This is a genomic window from Rhodovulum steppense (assembly GCF_004339675.1).
GTDB classification, from domain to species: domain Bacteria; phylum Pseudomonadota; class Alphaproteobacteria; order Rhodobacterales; family Rhodobacteraceae; genus Rhodovulum; species Rhodovulum steppense.
In genome coordinates this window covers 22,390-41,734 of record NZ_SLVM01000011.1, presented here as the reverse complement: position 1 = coordinate 41,734, position 19,345 = coordinate 22,390, and the positions used below count along the sequence as shown (strand labels likewise).

General features: G+C 68.1%; 20 protein-coding genes and 1 tRNA gene. 2 read left to right on the top strand and 19 right to left on the bottom strand.

What is annotated here, in order from left to right; genetic code table 11:
* Positions 1-94: 94 nt before the first annotated feature.
* The gene (locus EV216_RS09015) at positions 95-523 is read left to right on the top strand and encodes a VOC family protein (RefSeq protein ID WP_132694770.1); all 429 of its coding nucleotides are present in this window, start codon (positions 95-97) and stop codon (positions 521-523) included.
* Between the two features lie 30 nt (positions 524-553).
* Here the strand turns inward: EV216_RS09015 and EV216_RS09010 are convergent, their stop codons facing one another.
* The 3 genes from EV216_RS09010 to EV216_RS09000 form a co-directional block, all read right to left on the bottom strand.
* A complete protein-coding gene (locus EV216_RS09010) occupies positions 554-1,051 on the bottom strand; it encodes a MarR family winged helix-turn-helix transcriptional regulator (RefSeq protein WP_132694768.1) in 498 nt (165 codons plus the stop codon).
* A gap of 81 nt (positions 1,052-1,132) precedes the next feature.
* Positions 1,133-1,390 (bottom strand): FAD assembly factor SdhE, encoded by a 258-nt coding sequence (locus EV216_RS09005; protein WP_132694901.1) that lies wholly within the window; start codon positions 1,388-1,390, stop codon positions 1,133-1,135.
* A 2-nt stretch (positions 1,391-1,392) separates the two neighbouring features.
* Complete coding sequence (locus EV216_RS09000) at positions 1,393-1,788, bottom strand: helix-turn-helix domain-containing protein (protein WP_132694766.1); 396 nt, start codon at positions 1,786-1,788, stop codon at positions 1,393-1,395.
* A gap of 88 nt (positions 1,789-1,876) precedes the next feature.
* Between EV216_RS09000 and EV216_RS08995 the strand changes: the two genes are divergently transcribed.
* Positions 1,877-3,079 carry a pyridoxal phosphate-dependent aminotransferase gene (locus EV216_RS08995; protein ID WP_132694765.1) on the top strand — a complete coding sequence of 401 codons (1,203 nt, stop codon included), beginning with the start codon at positions 1,877-1,879 and terminating at the stop codon, positions 3,077-3,079.
* Positions 3,080-3,166: 87 nt separating this feature from the next.
* Here EV216_RS08995 and EV216_RS08990 read toward each other — a convergent pair whose 3' ends face one another.
* The 16 genes from EV216_RS08990 to EV216_RS08915 all read right to left on the bottom strand — a co-directional run bounded on the left by EV216_RS08990 (position 3,167) and on the right by EV216_RS08915 (position 19,218).
* Positions 3,167-3,826 carry a hypothetical protein gene (locus tag EV216_RS08990; protein ID WP_132694763.1) on the bottom strand — a complete coding sequence of 220 codons (660 nt, stop codon included), beginning with the start codon at positions 3,824-3,826 and terminating at the stop codon, positions 3,167-3,169.
* Positions 3,827-3,829: 3 nt separating this feature from the next.
* Positions 3,830-5,230: a selenium-binding protein SBP56-related protein gene (locus EV216_RS08985; RefSeq protein ID WP_132694761.1), complete on the bottom strand. Its 1,401-nt coding sequence runs from the start codon at positions 5,228-5,230 to the stop codon at positions 3,830-3,832.
* A 459-nt stretch (positions 5,231-5,689) separates the two neighbouring features.
* The gene (locus tag EV216_RS08980; RefSeq protein WP_207893991.1) at positions 5,690-6,391 is read right to left on the bottom strand and encodes a DUF3800 domain-containing protein; all 702 of its coding nucleotides are present in this window, start codon (positions 6,389-6,391) and stop codon (positions 5,690-5,692) included.
* A 337-nt stretch (positions 6,392-6,728) separates the two neighbouring features.
* Positions 6,729-6,803: transfer RNA gene (locus tag EV216_RS08975), tRNA-Glu, on the bottom strand.
* A gap of 78 nt (positions 6,804-6,881) precedes the next feature.
* A complete protein-coding gene (gene recJ / locus EV216_RS08970) occupies positions 6,882-8,630 on the bottom strand; it encodes a single-stranded-DNA-specific exonuclease RecJ (RefSeq protein ID WP_132694759.1) in 1,749 nt (582 codons plus the stop codon).
* A 3-nt stretch (positions 8,631-8,633) separates the two neighbouring features.
* On the bottom strand, positions 8,634-9,605 hold the full coding sequence (glpX, locus tag EV216_RS08965; RefSeq protein ID WP_132694758.1) for a class II fructose-bisphosphatase: 972 nt from the start codon (positions 9,603-9,605) through the stop codon (positions 8,634-8,636).
* A gap of 184 nt (positions 9,606-9,789) precedes the next feature.
* Positions 9,790-10,743 carry a 2-hydroxyacid dehydrogenase gene (locus EV216_RS08960; RefSeq protein ID WP_132694756.1) on the bottom strand — a complete coding sequence of 318 codons (954 nt, stop codon included), beginning with the start codon at positions 10,741-10,743 and terminating at the stop codon, positions 9,790-9,792.
* A complete protein-coding gene (locus EV216_RS08955; protein WP_132694754.1) occupies positions 10,743-11,081 on the bottom strand; it encodes a tRNA-binding protein in 339 nt (112 codons plus the stop codon). Before EV216_RS08955 ends, EV216_RS08960 begins: the two co-directional genes overlap by 1 nt.
* Positions 11,078-11,899 (bottom strand): pyrroline-5-carboxylate reductase, encoded by an 822-nt coding sequence (gene proC / locus EV216_RS08950; protein WP_132694752.1) that lies wholly within the window; start codon positions 11,897-11,899, stop codon positions 11,078-11,080. Before proC ends, EV216_RS08955 begins: the two co-directional genes overlap by 4 nt.
* Before the next feature lie 34 nt (positions 11,900-11,933).
* A complete protein-coding gene (locus EV216_RS08945; protein ID WP_132694750.1) occupies positions 11,934-12,437 on the bottom strand; it encodes a type III secretion system chaperone family protein in 504 nt (167 codons plus the stop codon).
* A 722-nt stretch (positions 12,438-13,159) separates the two neighbouring features.
* Complete coding sequence (locus tag EV216_RS08940) at positions 13,160-13,465, bottom strand: hypothetical protein (protein WP_132694749.1); 306 nt, start codon at positions 13,463-13,465, stop codon at positions 13,160-13,162.
* A 147-nt stretch (positions 13,466-13,612) separates the two neighbouring features.
* Entirely contained in the window at positions 13,613-15,184 is a 1,572-nt protein-coding gene (locus EV216_RS08935) for a GMC family oxidoreductase (RefSeq protein ID WP_132694747.1), read from the bottom strand.
* 20 nt (positions 15,185-15,204) lie between these two features.
* A complete protein-coding gene (locus tag EV216_RS08930; RefSeq protein ID WP_132694745.1) occupies positions 15,205-15,729 on the bottom strand; it encodes a twin-arginine translocation signal domain-containing protein in 525 nt (174 codons plus the stop codon).
* A 65-nt stretch (positions 15,730-15,794) separates the two neighbouring features.
* Positions 15,795-16,190 carry a VOC family protein gene (locus EV216_RS08925; RefSeq protein WP_132694743.1) on the bottom strand — a complete coding sequence of 132 codons (396 nt, stop codon included), beginning with the start codon at positions 16,188-16,190 and terminating at the stop codon, positions 15,795-15,797.
* 98 nt (positions 16,191-16,288) lie between these two features.
* On the bottom strand, positions 16,289-16,579 hold the full coding sequence (locus tag EV216_RS08920; RefSeq protein WP_132694741.1) for a ribbon-helix-helix domain-containing protein: 291 nt from the start codon (positions 16,577-16,579) through the stop codon (positions 16,289-16,291).
* A 125-nt stretch (positions 16,580-16,704) separates the two neighbouring features.
* Complete coding sequence (locus EV216_RS08915) at positions 16,705-19,218, bottom strand: cation:proton antiporter (RefSeq protein ID WP_132694740.1); 2,514 nt, start codon at positions 19,216-19,218, stop codon at positions 16,705-16,707.
* Positions 19,219-19,345 lie beyond the last annotated feature (127 nt).

Below are 19,345 nucleotides of genomic sequence, written 5' to 3'. Positions count from 1 at the left end.
TCTATGCGGGATGGATCGTGAAACACCCAGATGCGGGGGGTGTGGCGCGGCGGCCGGGGCGTGCTAGGGTTCGGGCGGGAAAAGGAGGCTGCGCATGCAAATCCGCTATCTGCACACGATGGTCCGGGTGAAGGACCTGGAGGCGTCGATTGCGTTCTACGAATTGCTGGGGCTGAAGGAGGTCCGGCGGGTCGAGAGCGAACAGGGCCGGTTCACGCTGGTCTTCATGGCGCCGCCGGGACAGGAGGAGTGCCCGGTGGAGCTGACATGGAACTGGGACGGGGATGAGGGGCTGCCGTCGGACAGCCGCCATTTCGGCCATCTGGCCTATGCGGTCGAGGATATCCATGCGATCTGCGCGCATCTGCAGGCGAATGGCGTGACGATCAACCGCCCGCCGCGGGACGGGCGGATGGCCTTCGTGCGCAGCCCCGACAACGTGTCGGTGGAGCTGTTGCAGATGGGCGGGGCGCTGGAGCCGCAGGAGCCCTGGGCGAGCATGCCCAATACCGGGCACTGGTAGGCGGACGGCCCCGCGCGGGGGGCCGGGCCGTCAGTAGATATAGCGGATCTGGTCGGTCCAGTAGCGTTCCATCCGCTTGAGCGCGTCGGCGATCTCGGCCAGCCCGTCGGCGGTGACCACGCCGCGCACCACCAGCCCCTCGGCATGGCGGGCGAAGAGACCGGCGACGATGTCGCGGATCTCGCGCCCCCTTGGGGTCAGGCGGACGCGGACCGCGCGGCGGTCGATCTCGCAGCGCTGGTGGTGCATGAAGCCCTTTTCCACCAGTTTCTTGAGATTGTAGGACACGTTCGAGCCCTGGTAATAGCCGCGCGTCTTCAACTCGCCCGCCGTCACCTCGTTCTCGCCGATATTGAACAGCAAGAGCGCCTGGACCGCGTTCAGATCCAGCACGCCCAGCCGCTCGAACTCGTCCTTGATGACGTCCAGAAGCAGCCGGTGCAGCCGCTCGACCAGCGACAGCGCGTCGAGATAATCGCTCATCACGCCGGTCCTGCCGCCTGTCTCGATGGGGGAATGGATACTCATGTCTTGCTCCGCCGTTCACTGTGACCCGGCAGGAATACGGAATCAGTGACGAATATTCCGTTAAAGCATGAAAAAAGCGATCTAACCGGCGGTGCGCAGGGCCAATTCCCCGATCAGCGGGGCAATGTGGGCGGGCGGCACGGCCTGGCCCGTCACCCATTGGTAGAGGTCGTGATCGTCCTCGGCCAGCAGCGCCTCGAAGGCGTCCAGCGCGGCGGCATCCATGCCCGCCAGATGCGCATCGGCATAGCCCCCCAGGATCAGGTCCATCTCCTTGGTGCCGCGCCGCCAGGCACGGATATGCATGCGCTTGCGCCTTGCCTCGGGGGATTCGGTCAGGCTCATGCGGTCTCCTTCAGGGCGTTGCGCAGCCTCTTTTCCAGCACCGCCAGCCGATCCGCAAGGCGCCCCATCTCGGAGCGGACCTGACGGATGTCGGACAGGATCGCGCGCACATCGCCCGGAATCGCCCCCTCCTCGGGCGGGCCGTCCAGACCGTCGCCCTGCCCGTTCAGCAGCCACATCATCGAGACGTTCAGCACGCCTGCCAGCATCTGGAGCCGGTTGGCGCGCGGCTCGGCGCGGTCCTCTTCCCAGGCCTTGAGGGTGGCAAGCCGCACCCCCAGCCGCTTGGCCAGTTCGGTCTGGGTCATCCCCAGCGCCTCGCGCGCGCCGGAAAGGCGGTCGCCGAAGGTCGCGGTCTCTTCGGAATACCAGTCGGTGCGGCTGTCGGTCATCGCGGAACCCCCTTGCGGCAAAGGCGCTTGAACGGCCTTGGGGGGCACCCTATGAGAAAGGGGAAATCTTTTCAAACCGGAGGCGACCATGTCCTTTCTGTCTGCGACACTCTCGCGGGTCAAACCCTCGCCGACCATCGCGGTGACGACCAAGGCGCGCGAGTTGAAGGCGGCGGGCAAGGACGTGATCGGGCTGGGCGCGGGCGAGCCCGATTTCGACACGCCCGACAACATCAAGGCCGCCGCCAAGGCCGCCATCGACCGGGGCGAGACGAAATATACCGCCGTGGACGGGCTTCCCGAACTCAAGGCCGCGATCTGCGCCAAGTTCAAGGCCGATAACGGGCTGGACTACACGCCCGCACAGGTCACGGTGGGCACCGGCGGCAAGCAGGTGCTGTACAATGCGCTGATGGCCACCCTGAACCCCGGCGACGAGGTCATCATCCCCGCGCCCTACTGGGTCAGCTATCCCGACATGGTGCTGCTGGCGGGCGGGACGCCGGTGATCGTCGAAGGCGGCCCCGAGACCGGCTATCGCATCACCCCCGAGGCGCTGGAGGCCGCGATCACGCCGAAGACCAAGTGGTTCATTTTCAACTCGCCCTCGAACCCGACGGGTGCGGCCTATACGCGCGACCAGCTCAAGGCGCTGACCGATGTGCTGATGCGCCATCCGCATGTCTGGGTGATGTCGGACGACATGTATGAAAAGCTGGTCTATGGCGATTACGTCTTCTGCACGCCCGCCGAGGTGGAACCGGGGCTGTACGACCGCACGCTGACCTGCAACGGCGTGTCCAAGGCCTATTGCATGACCGGCTGGCGGATCGGCTATGCGGCGGGGCCTGCAAGCCTGATCAAGGCGATCGGCACCTTGCAGTCGCAATCGACCTCGAACCCCTGTTCCATCGCGCAATGGGCGGCGGTCGAGGCGCTGACCGGCCCGCAGGATTTCATCGCGTCGAACAACGCGGTGTTCCAGCGCCGCCGCGACATGGTGGTGGAGATGCTGAACGCCGCCGAAGGCGTGGACTGCCCGGTGCCCGAGGGGGCGTTCTATGTCTATCCCTCGATCGCGGGCTGCATCGGCAAGACCTCGGCGGGGGGCACGAAGATCGCCGACGACGAGGCCTTTGCCACCGCGCTGCTGGAGGAAAAGGGCGTGGCGGTGGTGTTCGGCGCGGCCTTCGGCCTCTCGCCCGCCTTCCGCGTCAGCTATGCCACCTCGGACGCGGCACTCAAGGAAGCCTGCACGCGGATCCAGGACTTCTGCGCGGGGCTGCGCTGACGCTGGGCCGCCGACCCCGGGCGACGGGGCTGGCATCGGCCTCGTGCCGGGTCCGGGCGCGCGCGCCTCTGGGCCGCGGCCGCGTCCTCAGTGAACCGTGAGGAGCGCGACCGCCCCGACCACAACAAGGCTCGTGGCCCAGACCAGGTCGAGGTTGAACCAGCTTTTCGACAGGAATTTCAGGCCCAGCCAGCGATGGACGCCAATCGCGAGCGCCCCGCCCGAAAGCGTCATGGCCAGCGTGTGGACAATGGCGACCAGGGCCGCGATCCCGGCATTGCCTGCCATCAGATCCGCCGCCGCCGCATGGCCGGTATCGGTCTCGACCGTGGCGCAGATGCCCAGATAGATCGGCACCAGCATCAGGCCCGCGCCATGGGCCATGGCCGCGAGGAACGACCACAGCGCCAGGCGCGAGGGCGGCACGCGGGCGAGAAAGCGCGGATGGCGGCGATTGACCAGAAGGTAGAGGCCCAGCCCGATCACCAGGCAGGCCGCCCCCACCTGTATCTCGCGCTGCCATTCGGCGAGGACCAGCAGCGCGGTGAAGGGGAACAGGATCGCGGCCATGGCCAGCAGATGCCCCGCCGCCAGCGCCGCGATGGCCCTGTGGAGACTGCCCGGCCTGCGCTCCATCAGCGCGGCGGAAACCGCCAGCGGCCAGCCCATGCCGGGATTGACGCCGTGATAGATGCCCGAGGCGACGACGCCCCCCCACAGGGCCGTCGTCGTATCGAAGCCGTCCACGCCTCAGACCGAGGGGTAGCAGAAGCTGTCGGTCGAGCAATCGCCGCCTTCGAGGCGGATCTGGTGGCTGCGATAGCCTTCGGGGAACGCGACGAAGAACTGCTCGTCCAGGGTCAGCCCGCCGTTCGGGCCCACATGGGCCATGACCATCGCGCCGCCCCCCTCGCCCGGGTAGAACTGGTCGTCCCAGGTGGAATAGAGCGAGTTGGTCCAGTAGACGCGCTTGCCGTCGCGGCTGATCTCGACCATCTGCGGGCCGTAGCCGAAGGCCTTGCCGCTGGGGTGCGGGGTCTTCTGGACGATGCCGCCGATCTGGACCTTGCCCGCCAGTTTCGGGGCCATCGGGTCGGACACGTCGTATTGCAGCATCTCGCCCGTGCCCCAGCACGAGACATAGAGGAATCGGTCATCGAGGCTGAGGTCGATATCGGTCACCAGCGGCGGGACCGCGCCGAAGCCCTTGAGCAGGTCGGGCAGATCGGCCGGATCGGCGGGTTGCGGGTCGATGGTGATGGTCTTCTTCGCCGCGAAGGTGCCGTCATCCCTGCGCCACCAGGTGAAGATCGCGCCTTGCAGGTTGGTGGTGTCCACGACCACGCCGACGAAGCCGTAATCCCTGGCCGGGTCATGGGCGGGCCGGACCTCCAGCGCCATCTGGTGGTTCTCGCCCAGGTCGATGGTCTGGACGTTGCGCCGCTCGCGCAGCTTCCAGAAATGGATGGCATGGCCGTAGCGGTTGGACAGCAGATCCTCGGGCACGAGGCCGTTCTCGAATTGCGGCGGCAGGCCCCATTCGCTGCTCACCATGTAGTCGCGCGGCAGGTTCCACCAGAAATCGTAATGCTTGTCCTGCCTGCCGCGGTCCATCTCGTAGCGGCCGCGGATCTCGAAGGTCTCGCAATCCATGATGAAGATGCCGGGCGGGCCGTCGGTGCCGTCCGGCCCGCCGCCGCCCAGCGTGCTGACATAGATGCCCTCGGGGCCGCAATGGATGGTGTGCGGACGGGAATAGCCGGTCCTGGCGAAGACCTCCTCGGGTTCGATGATCTTGTGGATCTTCGGCGCGCGCGGCTCCTTGACGTCCACGACATAGATCCGCGAGGACCGGATGCCGGGGATGATGAGGTAGCGGCGTTCCAGAAAGGCGTGGCCGGTCAGCGGCGACAGCGCCGAGGAACAGGCGTTCCAGCCGAAATGGTGAAACTCGTCGCCCCTGTTGGGCATGATGAGCTGGTGCACGATCCGGCCATAGCTGCCGGAGGACGGGTCCACGTCGATGACGGCCAGGCCGTCGGGCTGCGTCCCGTCGGGGCTGAGCATCAGCGTGAAGGCCAGAGTTTCGACCGGGGCCTGCATGGCAAGCCTCGGGGTCGCGTGGAATGTCGGATCGGGTCTCAGGTTCATTTTCGGCTCCTCCCTTGTGTCGCGCGCGCTGTTGGCTGTTGGTCTTGACGCGCCCGGGCACAAGCGTGCCACGGAAGCACGAGTCGGGCAAATCGTCGCCCTGGCGACAGGTCGCAGGGGCGGCAGCCCGGGTCCGGGCAGGCCTCGTGGCGGACTGCACCGTGGAGAACGGAGGCCTTGGCGGGTCCGATAGAAATCTCATCGGACTGTTGCTGAACAATCGCTGTTGGGAGTTGGTACGGCTGTCCTCGCCCACGCAGAGCGTCATGGACGTGCTGACAGGGGAAAGGGCTGGCGACCTTGACCTTGACGCCGTGGCCTGCCTCTGCGTGCCCCTGTGGGCAATCCCCGCCAACCAACGGGCGACCGTCACGGCCCTGTGCGAACACCCCTGACACTGCTAGCGAAGTGTGCCAACTAGCCCCGGTTTGCGTTCACCGTCGCAGCCGGGGCTTCTTTTTATTGGCGAACGTATAGACCGTGGTTTACGCCACCTTCGGCGTCGAAACAGTCCTTGATTACATCAAAGAATGAACCGTCCCCGTGTTCGTAGTGTCGGAATAAGGCATAGGCAACCAAATCGGCAAGTTGAATAAGTCGCGATGCCCGCGAATCAAGGAACAATGGAACTTCGGCGTAGTTCTGTGTCGTGCCCCAAGTGTGGCCCGTATACTTGAAGTCCCGTGCCAGCGTTTGAATGCGTTGTTCGGTCGAAGACTTGTCGAAGACCATGATGCCGCGTTGGGGGTCGTTGTGCTTGGCGTAGAGCCTTCGCAAATACATGTCAAAGCGGCTTGTGATCTGTTCGAAAGCATGAACAACCGGGTCCGCACCGGGCAACGCGGATTTCTTCACAACCGCCCCAAACAGTCTCACACCTTTCGGATGATGGCTTGCTACACCGCTTTGCAGCGCATCTTTGATTGCGGCGAGCCGGTCAGGCAACGGGTGCGCCTTCCAGCCTTCGCGCCCAGATCGCATCGGGGAACCATGAAGTTCAATATCGTGGGGCGTCGTAGGGTTGAAGCGTTTGGCTATCGCGTTCAAGTCCTGTTCAACCCAATGCGTCTTGCGTTCGAAGACCGCGACGCCAGCCAAAACGAAGTATTGTTGCGAGGGGTCTGCAACTGACCCTGATTCATCGACGTAGAATAGATGCACGATCATCCCCCACAAAAACAAAAGGCTGCCCGAGGGCAGCCCTAGATAGTTCTGGTAAGCCGGGCAAGGTATTCCTCGAAGCACCGCAAATAGGTCAGCGCACCCGACTTAGCGGCAATGTAGGCTAAGACGCACGAAAGTTCAAGTGTCTTGTCATAGTAGCGTTCGCCGTGCGCGGCCTGCGCAACGCGCCGGGTGCGACATGCGGTCATGTCTTCGTGATCGTTCGCCGGGGGTTTCGGGGGCGTTCGGTGCCTGTCGCTTCGCTAGGCAATGCTTAGGCAGAGAAACCGGCGCTGAATTTTTATCAGAAAAAACAGTCACTTACAGGGATAAGTGGCAGCCCGTAGGGGAATCGAACCCCTCTTTCCAGGTTGAAAACCTGGCGTCCTAACCGATAGACGAACGGGCCGTGTCGGCTTGTGGGGCGTTTCCTAGATAAATTGGCGGGGCTGCGCAAGGGGGTATTTCGCGGTTTTTTCGTCACCTGTCAGTCGGCCCGCGCCGCGTCCTCGAGGCGAAGCTGGACCTGGCGGCGGCCGCCCCAGTCGTTGATCTCGAGTCGCCCGGCAAGGTGGATGCGCGCGCCGCCATGGGCTTCGAGCAGCGGGCCGAGGGGGGTGTCGAAGGCGCCGAAGGCGATCGCGTCGAGGCGCGGGCCGGTGCCGTCGCCGAATCCGATCCTGAGATGGCTGTCGCCGACGCGGCGGGCGAAGCTCACGGCCATCCCCGGAAAGGCGAAGCGGGGCGCGGGGGCGCCTGCGCCGAAGGGGCCTGCGGCCTCGATCCGCTCGACCAGATCGGCGCTGGCGGCCCCGGGCATCAGCAGCGCGTCGAGCCGCAGCTCGCGCGGGCCGGACGCCCCTGCCCCCTGTTTCGCGAGCAGCGCGCCGAGACGCTCCATCGCCTCGTCCAGCCGGTCGCGGGCGACCGTCAGCCCGGCGGCCATCCGGTGCCCGCCGCCCTTGACCAGCAGCCCCTCGGTGGCCAGCCGGTGGATCGCCGCGCCCAGATCGACGCCCGAGACCGACCGGCCCGAGCCCTTGCCCTGGTCGCCCTCAAGGCCGATCACCACGGCGGGACGGTTGGTGGCCTCCTTCAGGCGGCTGGCGACGATGCCGACGACGCCGGGGTGCCAGCCTTCGCCCGCCGCCCAGACCAGCGGGCCATCGAGCCCGCGCGCCTCGGCCTGGGCCAGCGCGGCGTCGCGCACCGCGGCCTCGATCTCGCGCCGTTCGGTGTTCAACTGGTCGAGTCGTTCGGCCAGCGCCGCGGCCTCGTGCGGATCGGACGTGGCCAGCAGGCGCGCGCCCAGATCGGCCTGGCCGATCCGCCCGCCCGCATTCACCCTTGGGCCCAGCAGGAAGCCCAGGTGATAGGGCGTGGGCGCGCTGGTCATGCGCGCGATGTCGGACAGCGCCACAAGGCCGGGGCGGCCGCGCCGCGCCATCACCTTGAGCCCCTGGCGCACCAGCGCGCGGTTGACGCCCGTCAGCGGCGCCACATCGGCCACGGTCGCCAGCGCCACGAGGTCGAGGAAGTCGATCAGGTTCGGCCCCGCCATCCCGGCGGCGCGCATCTGGCGGTTGACCTCGACCAGCATCAGGAACACGACGCCCGCCGCGCAGAGATGGCCCAGATCGCCGGTCTCGTCCTGGCGGTTGGGGTTCACCACGGCCAGCGCGGGGGGCAGCGTCTCGGCGCCGAGGTGATGGTCGAGCACGATCACGTCCGCGCCTTGGGCGGCGGCGATGGGGCCATGGCTCAGCGTGCCGCAATCGACGCAGACGATCAGGTCGTGGTCGCGGGCAAGCCGTTCCATCGCGGGTTCGTTCGGGCCATAGCCCTCGTCGATCCGGTCGGGGATGTAGAGCGTGGCCCTGTGGCCCTGCGCGGCCAGCCAGGTCAGGATCAGCGCGGCCGAGGCGCCGCCATCCACGTCGTAATCGGCGAAGACCGCGATCCGCTGGCGGGTGCGCAGCGCGGCAAGGAACCGTTCGGCCGCCGCCGTCATGTCGCGCAGCGACAAGGGGTCGGGCAGCAGGTCCTTGAGCGTGGGATCGAGAAAACCCTCGGCCGCCTCGGGGGCCACGCCGCGCCGGGCCAGCACGGCGGCCACGGCGGGGGGCAGGCGCGCGGCCTGTTCCAGCGCCTCGGCCTGGCGGGCCTGTTCGGGCGTGGGGCCGGTCCAGCGTCGGCCCGTCGCGGAGCAGTCGACGTCGAGAAACGCCCGGGCCATCGCCTATTTCACGGGGGTCCGGTAGGTCATGCGCCGGACCGAGCCGGTCTTGGAGCGCATCAGCAGCGTCTCGGCGGTCAGCCAGCCGACCTCGCGCCGGATGCCGGGCAGGAGCGAGCCATCGGTCACCCCGGTCGCGGCAAAGATCACGTCGCCGCGCACCATGTCGTCGCGGGCATAGACCCGGTTCAGGTCGGCGATTCCGGCGCGGTCGGCGCGGGCGCGTTCGTCGTCGTTGCGAAACAGCAGCTGGCCGAAGATCTGCCCGCCCATGCATTTCAGCGCCGCGGCCGCCAGAACGCCCTCGGGCGCGCCGCCCGACCCCATATACATGTCGATGCCGGTGCGCTGCGCCTCGGCGCAATGCATGACGCCGGCCACATCGCCATCGGTGATCAGCCGGATCGCCGCGCCGGTCGCGCGGACCTCGGCGATCAGCGCCTCGTGCCGGGGGCGTTCGAGGATGCAGACGGTGATGTCGGCGGGCGTGCCGCCCTTGGCCGCGGCCAGCTTGCGCACCCGCTCGGCGGGGGGCATGTCGAGCGTGACCAGCCCCTCGGGATAGCCGGGCCCGATGGCGAGCTTTTCCATGTAGACATCGGGGGCGTGCAGCATCGAGCCGCGCGCGCCCATCGCGATCACCGCCAGCGCGTTCGGCATGTCCTTGGCGGTCAGCGTCGTGCCTTCGAGCGGGTCGAGCGCGATATCGACCGCGGGGCCGGAGCCTGCGCCCACCTCCTCGCCGATATAGAGCATCGGCGCCTCGTCGCGCTCGCCCTCGCCGATGACCACGACGCCCGCGATCTCGAGCTGGTTGAGCTGGACGCGCATGGCATCGACCGCGGCCTGGTCGGCGGCCTTTTCGTCGCCATGGCCGATCAGCTTTGCCGAGGCGAGCGCGGCGGCCTCGGAGACGCGGGCGAGGCCCAGCGAGAGCATGCGGTCGTTGAAATCGTAGAGCGGCCTGTCGGTCATGGGAAATCCTGCGGGGCAAATCCGGTTGCGCGCTTCTAGCCCTTCGGGGACGGGCGAGACAAGGGGGCGCGGGGACGCGGCCAGGTTTCGCCCGGGCTGACGCCCGGGCGACCCGCCGGGGGCGCTGCCCCCGGACCCCCGGGGTATTTCCGCCAAGAAGAAGGGGCGGGGCGCGGGGGCGGGCTCAGACCGCGTTCGGCAGGGGCTGGCCTGCCAGGAAGGCGCGGATGTTCTCGACCGCCATCATGCCCATCGATTCGCGCACCTCGAGCGTCGCGGTGCCCAGATGCGGCAGCAGCGCCACATTCTCCATCGCCAGCAGCGCGGGCGGCACCTGGGGTTCGAATTCGTAGACATCGAGCCCCGCGCCCGCGATCCGGCCCTCGGACAGCGCCGCGATCAGCGCCGCCTCGTCGACCACGTCGCCGCGCGAGATGTTGACGAAATGCGCCGTTGGCCTCATCGCGGCGAACAGCTCGGCCCCCATCATGTGCCGCGTCTCGGCGCCGCCGGGCACGCAGGAGACGACGATATCGCAGGCCGCCCCAAGCGCGGTCAGGCTGTCCACCGGCGTTGCGGGGAAATCGAGCGTCCTGGGCGTGCGGGTGTAATAGACCACGTCCATGCCGAAGCCGTGATGGCAGCGCCGCGCCAGCGCCTGGCCGATATTGCCCATCCCCACGATGCCCAGCGTCTTGCCGGTGACATGCAGGCCCAGCATCTGGGTCGGGTGCCAGCCCTCCCAGCGGCCGGCGCGGACCATGCGCTCGCCCTCGCCGCCGCGGCGGCAGGTCATCAGGATCAGCAGCATCCCGATATCGGCCGTCGCGTCCGTCACGGCGCCGGGCGTGTTGGTCACGGCGATGCCCAGCGCGCGGGCGGCTTCCACGTCGATATGGTTGTAGCCCATGCCGAAATTGGCCAGCAGCCTGGCGCGGGGCTGGCCTGCGGCGGCGAAGATCGCGGCGGAGAACCGGTCGCCCAGCGTGGGCAGCACGATGTCGAACTCGGCCAGCGCGCGGCGCATCTCGTCCTCGGACAGCGGCAGGTTGCTGTCGCGCATCTCGACCTCGCCCAGTTCGCGCACGGCCGGTCCCACGCGGCCCGGCATCGGCCGCGTCACCAGTATCTTCGTCATCAGAACATCCTCCCCCCGATCGGTACTTGCCTGTCCGGCCCGATCAGAACTACCTCGCCATCCGCGTCGGGCAAGCCCAGAACCAGCACTTCGGACATGAACCGGCCGATCTGCCGGGGCGGGAAGTTGACCACCGCCAGCACATGTTTTCCCGGCAGGTCGTCGGGGCTGTAATGCGTGGCGATCTGGGCCGAGCTTTTCTTCTCGCCGATATCGGGGCCGAAATCCACCCAGAGCTTGATCGAGGGTTTGCGCGCCTCCGGATAGGGTTCGGCGCGGGTGATCCGGCCGACGCGGATATCGACCTTCAGGAAGTCGTCATAGGTGATTTCGCTCACGATCCCAGTTCCTTGCTGCGGGCGGTGGCGGCGGCGACGGCGCGGTGCAGAAGCGGCGGGAAACCCGTTTCCGGGTCCATCAGCACCGAAAGCGCGGCCGCCGTGGTGCCCCCCGGCGAGGTGACGTTGACGCGCAACTCGGCCGGGCTTTCGGCTGCCTGTTCGGCAAGCTGGCCCGCGCCTGCGACGGTGGCGCGCGCAAGGTGCAGCGCCATGGCGGGCGGCAGGCCCTGCGCCTCTCCGGCGGCGGCCAAGGTCTCGATCAGGTGAAAGACATAGGCCGGACCCGAGCCGGAAACGGCGGTCACGGCGTCCATCTGGTCCTCGGATTGCAGCCGGACGGTCTGGCCCACCGCCGAGAGCAACGTTTCGGCCAGCGCGAGGCCCGCCTCATCGACCTGCGCATTGCCGATCAGCGCGGTGATGCCCCGGCCCACGGCGGAGGGCGTGTTGGGCATGGCGCGGATCACCGGGGCCGATGCGCCCAGACGTTCGGCAAACCAGCCCAGCGTCCTGCCCGCCGCGACCGACAGGAACAGCGTGCGCCCGTCGGCCAGCCCCGCGACCTGGGGCAGCGCGGCCTCCATCGCCTGCGGCTTGACCGCAAGCAGCACGATGGCGGGATTGCCGGGCAGCGGCGCGTTCAGGTTCAGCCCCTCGGCCGCGCGGGCGCGCAGCCAGTCGGACGGGCCGGGATCGACCGCCCAGACCGAACCGGCGGGCAGACCGCCCTTCAGCCAGCCCGCCAGAAGCGCTGAGCCCATCTTGCCGCAGCCCAGAAGCACCAGCCCCCGGGCGGCGAGGTCGTCCATCTGCATTCCCGTGATCCCCTGTTATCCTCGGGGGGCGAGGTTAGGCGCGGCCGTAAGCCTCTGCAATGGCGACTTGCAGCGCATCCGCGGGGCTGCGGTCGCCCCAGGCGACAAGCTGGAACGCGGGATAGAAGCGTTCCGAGGCCGAGACCGCGGTGCGGATCAGCCGGTCGACCTGTTCGGCGGCGACGGGCTGGCCGCCGGCCAGCATCAGCCCGTGGCGCCAGACCATCAGCCGCTGGTCATGCCAATAGGTGAAGGCCCCGGCCCAGCACATGTCGTTGGTCGCGTTCAGCGTCTCGTAGAGCGCGGGCAGCCTGTCCTCGGGGGGTTCCATCTCGAAGGTGCAGATCAGGCGCAGCATCTCGTCATGGCCCGACCAGGCCAGCGTGATCGCGTAGGTCCGCCACTGCCCGACAACCGCCATCGCGATCTGGTCGTCGGTCACGCGGTCGAATTCCCAGTCACGGTGTTCGGCCAGGGTCTCGACGATGTCGATGGGGTGGAGGTCTTCGCTGTGCGGGAAATCTTCGGAAAGCGACATGCCCGGCCTCTTCGGTTGTAGCCCTGTCTGGGTGGCAGCCCACAAGGCTTAGGTGCCTGCTGCAGGGTCTGCGGGAACTCCCGAAGGCCCTTACAAGATATGGTGGTGGCAAAGCCCGAGTCTGTAAAGGAGAATTTGGTTAACCTGCCGCGATCTACCTCAATATCTTGTGGACATTTCGTGCGACAGTGGGTTTTGCAACGCGAAGCACCAGAAGATGAAGCGAGGCGATTCCAGTCGGTGCGGCTCCTGGCTGCCACCGCGCGCGATCTGCGCGCCGACGCGGCTGCCGGTCGTGCCCGGTTCCGCGGCCGAGTTGCCGCCAGAGGTCCGCCCGGGCGGCGGGGCGGCTGAAAACGGGCTTACGCCGTCCCCCACATGACAGGATCTGTCGGGGAGCGATGCGCAGACTTCCGGGACGGCGGCGAAGACGCCGGACAGAGCGCATCCCGGCGCAATGGTGCAGTCACGAGCGCCCGGGTCGGGCGGTGCGCAGTCACCCGATCCAGGCCGCAGGAGGACCCGGACGCATGAAGATCCTCGGAACGATTCTGGCTTGGCTGAAAGGCCGTGCCCGGTGCAGCCGCTGCGGCGAGGCCCTGCATGACGGCCTTTGCCCGCGTTGCCATTTCAGCGCCTTTGACGAGTGACGCCGCGTCTGTCATGTCGCCTGTTCCGCGGCGCCCGGGCCGGAACGACGCCGACGAGACGTGAGGCCGGGCTCAGGGCGCGGTCCGGTCGAAGACGCGGGCCGAGACCCGTTGCAACCCGCGCACCAGCAGCACGCCCATCGCGCCGTGATAGACAATGGTTCCGCCCAGCAGGTGGAGCGTGCGCAGCAGGCCCCCCGTGACCGCCCCGGCGACCACGACCCCCAGCGAGGCCACCACCGAGACGACCAGCGCGATCAGGATGGCGCGGCCGTTCGGGCCCAGGCGGCGGGCGACGATGGCGCGGCGTTCGACCTCGGCCGCGCCCAGCAAAAGGACCAGCGAGAAACCCAGATAGAGACCGAGGATCAACAGCACCGTCTTTCTTCCCCTCTGTTGCGGCCGACGCATGCGCCGGTGCCCGGGTCCAGCGATACCCAAGGCAAGGGGGATCCGCAACTCCCGGGGCGGCCAAGGGGAAGGCCGCGGCGCCCGGCGGGACGCCGCGGCCCGGTCTTCGTCCCCTCAGAGGGTCTGTGCCGCCATTTCGCGCGCGATGTGGTCGGCCTGCCGGATCGCCAGCGCGACGATGGTCAGCGTCGGGTTCTCGGCCGCGCCGGTGGTGAATTGCGAGCCGTCCGAGACGAACAGGTTCGCGATGTCATGGCTTTGCCCCCAGCGGTTCACCACGCCATCCCCGGGCCGTTCGCTCATCCGGTTGGTGCCCAGGTTATGCGTGCTGGGATAGGGCGGCGTCGGGAAGGTGCGGGTGGCCCCCACCGCCTCGTAGACCGCCCTGCCCTGCCGGTAGGCGTGGTTTCGCATCGCGATGTCGTTGGGATGGTCGTCGAAATGGACATTCGCGACCGGCAGGCCCCACTGGTCCTTGACCTCGGCGTTCAGCGTCACGCGGTTGGTTTCCTGCGGCATGTCCTCGCCCACCAGCCACATGCCCGCCATGTATTCATAGGCATCCAGCGCCGTTGTGAATTCGCGCCCCCAGGCGCCCGGGTCGAGGAAGGCCGCCATGAACGGGATGCCCAGCGCCAGCGTCTCCATCTCGTAGCCGCCGACGAAACCGCGGCCGGGATCGTGGCGGGCCTCGTCCGAAATGATCCCCGCCATGGTGGTGCCGCGCCACATGCGCACGGGCTTGTCGAAGGTGGCATAGACCGAGCCGGTCATGTGCCGCATGTAGTTGCGCCCGACCTGGCCCGAACTGTTGGCCAGCCCGTCAGGGAACATGCTGGATGCCGAGTTCAGCAGCAGCCGCGGGCTTTCGAAGCTGTTGCCCGCCACGCAGACGATCCGCGCGCGCTGGAAGTGCAGGTTGCCGTCCCGGTCGAAATACTCGACCCCCGTCACGCGGCCCGCATCGTCATGCAGGATGCGCGCGGCATGGGCGCGCTCGCGGACCTCCAGATTGCCGGTCGCCTCGCCGCGGGGGATGTCGGTATAGGCCGCCGACCATTTCGCGCCCCATTTGCAGCCCTGAAAGCAGAAGCCCGTCTGGTGGCAGAAGCTGCGCCCGTCATATTCGGCCGAATTGATCGCCATGCGGCCGGTATGGACCTCAGTATAGCCCAGCGCCTTGGCGCCCTTTTCGAAGAGCAGGTAGTTGTTGTTGCCGGGCAGCCCCGCGATGCCATTGGTGCGCGTCACCCCCAGCTTCTTTTCCGCGAGGTCATACCACGGCTCCATCTCGGCGGCGTCGATCGGCCAGTCGAGCAGGTTCGCGCCCTCGACCGCGCCATAGGTCGTCGCGGCCTTCCATTCATGCGCCTGAAACCGCAGCGAGGCGCCCGCCCAATGCGTCGTGGTGCCGCCCACCGCCTTGACGATCCAGGCGGGCAGGCCGGAAAAGTCCCTGGCCACGCGCCAGTCGCCGCTGGTCGTGCGCGGGTCCAGCCAGGCCAGTTGGCCGAAGCTTTCCCATTCGTCATTGACGTAATCCTCGGGCAGGTAGCGCCCGCCGGCCTCCAGCGCGACGACGCGCACGCCCTTCTGCGCCAGTTCGTTGGCCAGAACGCCCCCGCCCGCGCCGGTGCCGATGATGACCACCACGCTGTCGTCGGTCAGTTCGAAAGATGCAGCCATTGCCAGTCCTCCCCCAGACCTCAAAGCCAGTCGATGTCGTTGAAGCCGCGTTCGATATAGCCGCCCTGGCTATAGCTCTCGCCCTCGTAGCCGAAGATCGGCCAGACCGCTTTCTGGTTGTAAAGCCCCGTCACCAGCCCGCCGCGGATCGTCTGGAAGAAGGCGCTGTCCTCGATCGAGCGCAGGATATCCACGCGGTCGCGTTCCCAGCCGGTGTCCAGATAGCTGGGGAACCCCCCGGCCTGCGCCGCGGCATCCAGCGCGGCGATCCCCTCGGCGATGCCCGGGGCGGCCTCGGCGCTGTCATAGCCCTTGACCGCGATGACGTAATGGGCGTCGGGGATCCGGTCATGGGGATAGATGTCGCGCGCCATCCGGACCAGCGTCGCGAAGGTTTCGGGCCTGAGATGCGCCGTCTCGTAGGCCCAGGCCGCATCGGGCGCGGCGACGAAGCCCGCCCCGATGACAAGGGATGCCCCCGCCGCACTGGCGCGCGACAGAAGCTGGCGCCGGGTCAGACCCCGGATTGCTGGCTGAAGTGTCATTCTGTCTCCTCCCTGAATGACGTCCCTGATGTCCCGGGGCGGCCTCCCAACCGCCCGGAAATCCCCTATTTGAAACGCCCCCCGCGTTCGAGAACCTCGATCTGGTAGCCATCGGGATCGGCGACGAAGAAGAACCGCGCGATCACCTCGCCCGCGGGGGCAAAGGCGACCAGCTTGCGCGGGGCAAGCCCCTCGGCCTCGAAGCGGGCATGTTCGGCGTCCAGATCCGCGACCGACACGGCCAGATGGCCATAGCCGTCGCCCAGCGCATAAGGCTCGGTCCGGCCCTTGTTCACGGTCAGTTCGACCTCGAACCCGGTTTCGGAATTGCTCATGTAGATCAGCGTGAACTCGGGAAAGTCGAGCCGGTCGGCCACCGTCAGCCCGAACGCCTTTTCGTAGAACGCCACCGAGCGCGCCTCGTCGAGCACGCGGATCATGCTGTGGATTGCCTTGGCCACCAATGCCTCCCGCCGGTTGTTGCTGGTTTCGGGGCCAGCATAGACCGCGCGGGGCGCCCTGCGGGTAGTAGCGCCTTACTACCCCGCGCCGAAAGCCGTCATTCGGCGGCCATCGCGACCCCGCCGCGGCGCCCGGTCTCGATGAAGACCAGACAGGCGCAGCGCAGCAGCGAGGTGAAATTCACCGGCTCGCCATGCAGTTCCAGCACCTCGGCATGCAGCCGCGACAGGAAGGCGGGCGTGGTGACGCCCTCGGTCGCGGCAATCTCGTCAAGGATTGCCCAGAAGCTGTTTTCCAGCCGGATGCTGGTCGAATGACCGTTCAGCCGCAACCGGCGCGTGGTCGAGCGGTAGCGCTGCGGATCCTGCCCCGCGAAAATCTGGCACATGGGCCGTTCCCCTCCCTGACAGGCGGTTCCGTTCCCGCGGACGCCGCCCGGTTCCTCTCCCGATCCGGCAGCTTAACCCGGATCGCGCGCGCACACCAAGCGCGATGCGAGGGGCGGGGCCGGGCTCAGGCGGTGGCCGACCCGTCGGGCATCAGCGTCTCGGGAGCGATGCCGCGCCTGCGCGCGCTTTCCCGAACCGCCGCCTGCACCGCCGGGCTGCGCCGCAGCAGGCGCCGGAACCGCGCCTCGTCCAGCACCAGAAGCGTCGAGGGGGCGATCGCGCGCACCTCGGCGCGGCGCGGTTTCTGCATCAACACGGCCATCTGGCCGAACATCTCGCCCCGGCCCAGCCGCAAGACCTGGCCCGCGCTTTCCGCCTCGACCGCGCCCGAGGCGATGAAGAACACGCTGCGCGGCTGGGTGTCCTTGCGGATCAGAACATCGCCCGCATTGACATAGCGCGTCACCAGCGCCTGGGTCAGCCGCTTGCGCGCCTTGCCGTCGAGATCGTCGAACAGCGGGAAGCAGCGCACCAGTTCCGCCTTCTCGACCGCCAGATCGAGGCGCGGGCGCGCGTCCAGCCCGGCGCGACGGCGGGCGATGTCCTGCATCAGCGCGTTGTGCAGTTCCGCCCCGATCAGCCCGTCCTCGCGCATCGCGTCATATTCGCGTTCCTCCAGCCGCAGCGCGGTGCGACGGATGAAGCGGCGTTCCAGTTCCTCGGCATAGCCGGGATATTGCAGCCGCAGCCCTTCCAGCGCGGTATCGACCGCCTCGGCGCGGCGGGAAAGCATCTCGTGCAGCAGATCGGCCACCCGGCGGCCATGAATACGCCGGATCCGTCCGTCGATGAAGCCGCCCAGATCGCGCAGGATCAGCCGCTGCGACAGCAGGATCTCGAACCGCTCCGCCGCCATCAGCGCCAGCGGTCGCGACAGGCGCAGCCGGTTGTGCAGCGTCACCGCCACCCGGAAGCTGCGCCCGTAGCCGACGCTTGTCCGCGCCGCGCGCTGGTAGCCCGTCCGCCCGCCGCTGCGCGCGCCCTCGATCAGCCGGTCGGCATCGGAGAGGATCCGTTCCGCCAGCCCCGAGGACATCGTGCGGTCCCTGATGCGGGCAAGGATCGCGTCGCGCTCGGCCCCGGCCAGCGCGATCAGCCCCAGCGTGATCCGGTCGCGGTCGAGGATCTCGGTATTCTCCTCGGCGGTCTTGACCGCGCCGTCCAGCCGTTCGCCGAAACGCTTGGCCTCGGAGCGGACGATGTCATGGGTAAGTTCGTAATTCTCGGTGCTGCGGGCCACGTCCTCGCGCACGGTCTGAAGCGCAACCGCGACCACCTGGTTGGACAGCGCCTGGTCGATCGGCGACAGCCGGTCGAGCCCGAGTTGCCGGATGATCCAGCGCAGCGTCGTGCCCTGCACGATCAGCGTGAACAGCGTGAAGCCGGTGGCCAGGATCGCGACGAGGCGCTTGACCTCGACCGGCACGCGGACGCTTTCGGTCACGGCCAGCGCCAGCGCCAGCGTGACCGCGCCGCGCAGACCGCCCCACAGGATCGCGACGCGATAGGGCCGCTCGACCACCGGCGACAGCCGGACCGCCGACAGCAGCGGCAACAGGCCGAACAGGATCACCACCCGCGCCGCCAGGGCGGCCAGGATCACGACGCCGATCAGGGCGAAATCGCCGATCCGCACCTCTTCCAGAAGCCGCGGGATCAACAACGCGGCGAGGATGAAGATGAACGCCCCCGCCCAATGCGCCAGCAGATCCCAGACCTCGCGCAGGTTCGACCAGGACGCGGGCGGCAGCCGCCCCGGCCCCATCAGGTTCAGCGTCATCCCCGCCGTCACCACCGCGATCACGCCCGAGGCGCCCACGCTCTGTTCGGCGATGATGAAGGCCAGGTAGGGCAGCGCCACCGAGACCGAGATCTGCGCCAGTTCGTAGCGCGCGAACATCGCCATCAACCGGACCGCGATCCGCGCCGCCAGCCAGCCGGTCAGCACGCCCCCCGCGATCAGCAGCGGAAAGCGCGCCAGCGCGTCGCCGAGACTGGGATCGGGCATGCCCAGCATCACGAATCCCATGAACAGGCCGAACAGCGCGATGGCGGCGGCATCGTTCAGCAGGCTTTCGCCCTCGATGATCCGCGCCAGGCGGCGCGGCGCCGAGATCGAGCGGAAGATGCCCACCACCGCCGAGGGATCGGTGGTCGAGACGATCGCGCCCACCAGCAGGCAGACCGCAAGCGGCAGCGCGCTGGCCCAGGCCAGCGCATAGCCCACCGACAGCGTCGCCACCACCACCGCGACCACCGCCAGCATCAGGATCGGCACCCAGTCGTCCAGCATCCGGCGCAGGTTCATCCCCAGCGTGACCTGGAACAGCAGGGTCGGCAGGAAGACGTAAAGGAACACGTTCGAGCGGATCGGCACCGCGAGGATCGCCTCGGCCACCGGGTTCAGCGCATCGGTCAGGTCCGTGCGCAGGAAGAACAGCGCGCCCGCCCCGATCAGGATGCCCAGCGCGGCGAGGATCACGCTGAAGGGCAGGCGCAGGCGCGCGGCCAGCGGCTCGGCCGCGCCGATCAGCAGGAACAGGGAGGCGATGACCGTGGTCAGCAGAACGATGTCCATGCCCCTTCATACCGCAGGCCGCGGGCCGGGCACCACGGGGCGCAGACGATAAAATGGCGGGAAAACGCGCAGCGCCGGGGATTTGGCCGGATCGGCGGCGCGGCGCGGGTTTTGCGGGCGGGGACGA